This is a genomic window from Micromonospora sp. PRAS1, assembly GCF_059553435.1.
Genome location: NZ_JCANNB010000084.1, coordinates 1 through 3545, shown reverse-complemented (window position 1 = coordinate 3545; position 3545 = coordinate 1). Strand labels below are relative to the sequence as shown.

Here is a 3545-nt window from a genome sequence, read left to right as displayed (position 1 = left end):
CCCCTCTGTTCTGCCCCCTCTGTTCTGCCCCCTCTGTTCTGCCCCGCGATCTTGCACTTACCGTCGGGGCATAGGGCTCATAAGCCGCAAATCGGTGACGGAAAGTGCATGATCGGCGAGGTTGTGGGGTGGGAGGGGCCGGGCCGGGGCGAGCCTTGACTGTCGGTAGGCTTTCTGCACATGAGCCTGCCGCGTCCTGTCCTCGTGGTCGACTTCGGTGCCCAGTACGCCCAGCTGATCGCCCGGCGGGTACGCGAGGCGAAGGTCTACTCCGAGATCGTCCCGCACACCATGCCCGTGGCCGAGATGCTGGCCCGCGACCCGGTCGCGATCATCCTCTCCGGCGGCCCGTCGAGCGTCTACGAGCCGGGCGCCCCGCAGGTCGATGACGGCCTGTTCCGCACGGGTGTGCCGGTCTTCGGCATCTGCTACGGGTTCCAGGCGATGGCCCGCTCCCTCGGCGGCACGGTGGCGCGTACCGGCAACCGCGAGTACGGCGGCACCCCGCTGCGACCCCGCCTGCTCGACCCGGGCGTACTCCTCCGTGACCTGCCGGCCGACCTGCCGGTCTGGATGAGCCACGGCGACTGCGTGACCGAGGCGCCGGAGGGCTTCACGGTGACCGCCGAGTCGGCCGGTGCACCGGTCGCCGCCTTCGAGGACCTGGTCGGCCGGCGGGCCGGCGTGCAGTTCCACCCCGAGGTGGGGCACACCGCGTACGGGCAGGAGATGCTGACCCGCTTCCTGTACGAAATCGCCGAGATCGAGCCGACCTGGACGCCCGAGAACATCATCGACGAGCAGGTGGCCCGGATCCGCGCGCAGGTCGGCGACAAGGAGGTCATCTGCGGTCTCAGCGGCGGGGTGGACTCGGCAGTCGCCGCAGCGCTTGTGCACAAGGCCGTCGGCGACCAGCTGACCTGCGTCTTCGTCGACCACGGTCTACTCCGGGCCGGCGAGGCCGAGCAGGTGGAGAAGGACTACGTCGCGGCCACCGGCATCAAGCTGAAGGTGGTCGACGCGGCCGACCGGTTCCTCGGCGCGCTGGCCGGGGTGACCGACCCGGAGCAGAAGCGCAAGATCATTGGCCGGGAGTTCATCCGGGTCTTCGAGGCCGCCGCCCGGGAGATCGCCTCGCACGGCGACGTCGAGTTCCTGGTGCAGGGCACCCTCTACCCGGACGTGGTCGAGTCCGGTGGCGGCACCGGCACCGCCAACATCAAGAGTCACCACAACGTCGGCGGACTGCCTGAGGACCTGAAGTTCGCCCTGGTCGAGCCGCTGCGCACGCTCTTCAAGGACGAGGTTCGTACGCTCGGCCTCCAGCTCGGCCTCCCCGAGGCGATGATCTGGCGGCACCCGTTCCCGGGCCCGGGCCTGGCCATCCGGATCATCGGCGCGGTCGACCGGGAGCGCCTCGACGTGCTGCGCCGGGCCGACTACATCGCCCGCCAGGAACTGACCGCCGCCGGCCTGGACCGGGACGTGTGGCAGTTCCCGGTGGTGCTGCTCGCCGACGTTCGCAGCGTCGGTGTGCAGGGCGACGGGCGCAGCTACGGGCATCCCGTGGTGTTGCGCCCGGTCTCCAGCGAGGATGCGATGACCGCCGACTGGTCCCGACTGCCCTACGACGTGATCGCCCGGATCTCCACCCGGATCACCAACGAGGTGGCCGAGGTGAACCGGGTGGTCCTGGACGTCACGAGCAAGCCGCCGGGCACCATCGAGTGGGAGTGACGCGGGCTCACGCCCCCGGTCCGGCCGGCGGCTGAGGCGCCGGCCGCGCCACCGGTTCCGACCCGTGACCGCCCTGCGGCGCAACGTCGCCCTGCGGTGCGCTTTCGCCCTGCGCCTGGCCGGGCTGCGGCGCAATGTCGCCCTGTGCCGCAATGTCGCCCTGCGGCGGGGAGCCGGGCTGTGCTGCGGCGCCGCCCTGGGGCGCCTGGCCGGGCTGCGGCGGGTGACCCGCCGGCCCGGGAAACGGCCAGGCCGGGTGCGGCGAAGCGCCGGCCGGTGCGTGCGGTGCCGGGTACGGCGGTGCGCCGGCTGGTCCGTGGGGTGCCGGGTACGGCGGTGCGCCGGCCGGCCCGGGCGGCGTCGGGTGCGGCCAGGCGGGTGCGCCGGCTGGTCCGTGGGGTGCCGGGTACGGCGGTGCGCCGGCCGGCCCGGGCGGCGTCGGGTACGGCGGTGCGCCGGCTGGTCCGTGGGGTGCCGGGTACGGCGGTGCGCCGGCCGGCCCGGGCGGCGTCGGGTGCGGCCAGGCGGGTGCGCCGGCCGGCTCCTCGGGCATCAGGAACCACATGATCGGGTACGTGAGCGCGGCGATCCCGCCGGTCAACAGGGTCGCGACGGCGAAGAGGACGCGGACCAGGTTGGGGTCGACGCCGAAGTAGCGGCCGAGGCCGCTGGCCACCCCGGCCACTATCCGGTCAGTGGTCGGGCGGCGTAGTTGCTTGTACGGGGCCTGCGATGTGGAAGTCATGCCTCCACGGTCCGCGCCACGATGCGTATCGACCTCGGTGACAGCCCGGATCCATACCCTGAACTCAACCTCAGGGGGGAGTGATCAGTCAGGAATCCGACTCTTTTCCGCGTCGGTAACCGGTCGCGAGGAGAATTTGGCTCCGTGACCACCATGCTGGAGCCGCTGCGCAGGATCGCGGCATACGCAGTCTGTACTGATTCGGTAGACCGAGTGTTGCTGGTCCGCGCATCGGAGCGCTCCGGCACACCCGGTACGTGGTCCCTGCCCGGCGGGGCGGTCGACCACGGTGAGGATCCGCAGCACACAGTCGTCCGGGAGACCGCCACCGAGACCGGCCTGTCGGTGGCCGTCGGCGGCCTGCACGACGTGCTGGCGGACATGCGGGCCCTGCCCGAGCGGGGCATCACCATCCACACCGACCGCCTGGTCTACCGGGTCTCGGTGCGGGGTGGTTCGCTTACCGATCGGGTCGACCGCCCGACCGACCTGGCCCGCTGGTTCACCCTGGAGGAGGCGCGGCAGTTGCCGCTGCGCTCGTTCACCGCCCGGGCCCTCGGGCTGCCCACCTCCTCGGCGGACATCGTGCCCGACGAGCCACCGGAGTTCCCCTCGTTCTACGCGGTCCCCGGTCCCGACGGGCTGCACCGGGCGCAGCGCTTCGCCGCGTACGCCGTGGTCACCGACCCGGACGGGCGGGTGCTGCTGACCCGGGTCTCCGACGGCTACCCCGGCGCTGGCTGCTGGCACCTGCCCGGTGGCGGCACCGACTACGGCGAGCAGCCGGGTGCGGCGCTGATCCGGGAACTGGTGGAGGAAACCGGGCAGACGGGGCGCCTCGTCGAGCTGCTCGGGGTCGCCAGTCACCGGGACGCGGCGTCGCTCGGTCCGGAGGGCTACCCGATCGACTGGCACGGCGTACGCGCCTTCTACCGGGTGGTGGTGGACCAGCCGGCCCCGCCGACCGTCGGTGACGTCGGCGGCTCCACCTGTGAGGCCCGCTGGTTCGCCCGCGAGGAACTCGGTGCCCTGCCCACCGACCGCCTCACCGAGGTGACCGCCG

General features: G+C 72.4%; 2 protein-coding genes and 1 pseudogene. 2 read left to right on the top strand and 1 reads right to left on the bottom strand.

The features are described 5' to 3' along the window. Positions 1–180 precede the first annotated feature (180 nt). On the top strand, positions 181–1737 hold the full coding sequence (gene guaA / locus AC507J_RS32150) for a glutamine-hydrolyzing GMP synthase (RefSeq protein WP_496294296.1): 1557 nt from the start codon (positions 181–183) through the stop codon (positions 1735–1737). A gap of 430 nt (positions 1738–2167) precedes the next feature. On the opposite strand, the pseudogene AC507J_RS32145 reads toward guaA, so the two are convergent. Continuing rightward, positions 2168–2482: pseudogene (locus AC507J_RS32145) on the bottom strand (PspC domain-containing protein); the annotation flags it as partial. A 144-nt stretch (positions 2483–2626) separates the two neighbouring features. Here AC507J_RS32145 and AC507J_RS32140 point away from each other — a divergent pair. Next, positions 2627–3545, top strand: a 919-nt coding sequence (locus AC507J_RS32140; RefSeq protein WP_496294294.1) for an NUDIX domain-containing protein, incomplete at its 3' end; no start/stop codon positions are given.

Excerpts from the sequence above, each read along its gene's own strand:
- guaA (WP_496294296.1), top strand. The coding sequence starts at position 181 with ATGAGCCTGCCGCGTCCTGTCCTCGTGGTCGACTTCGGTGCCCAGTAC.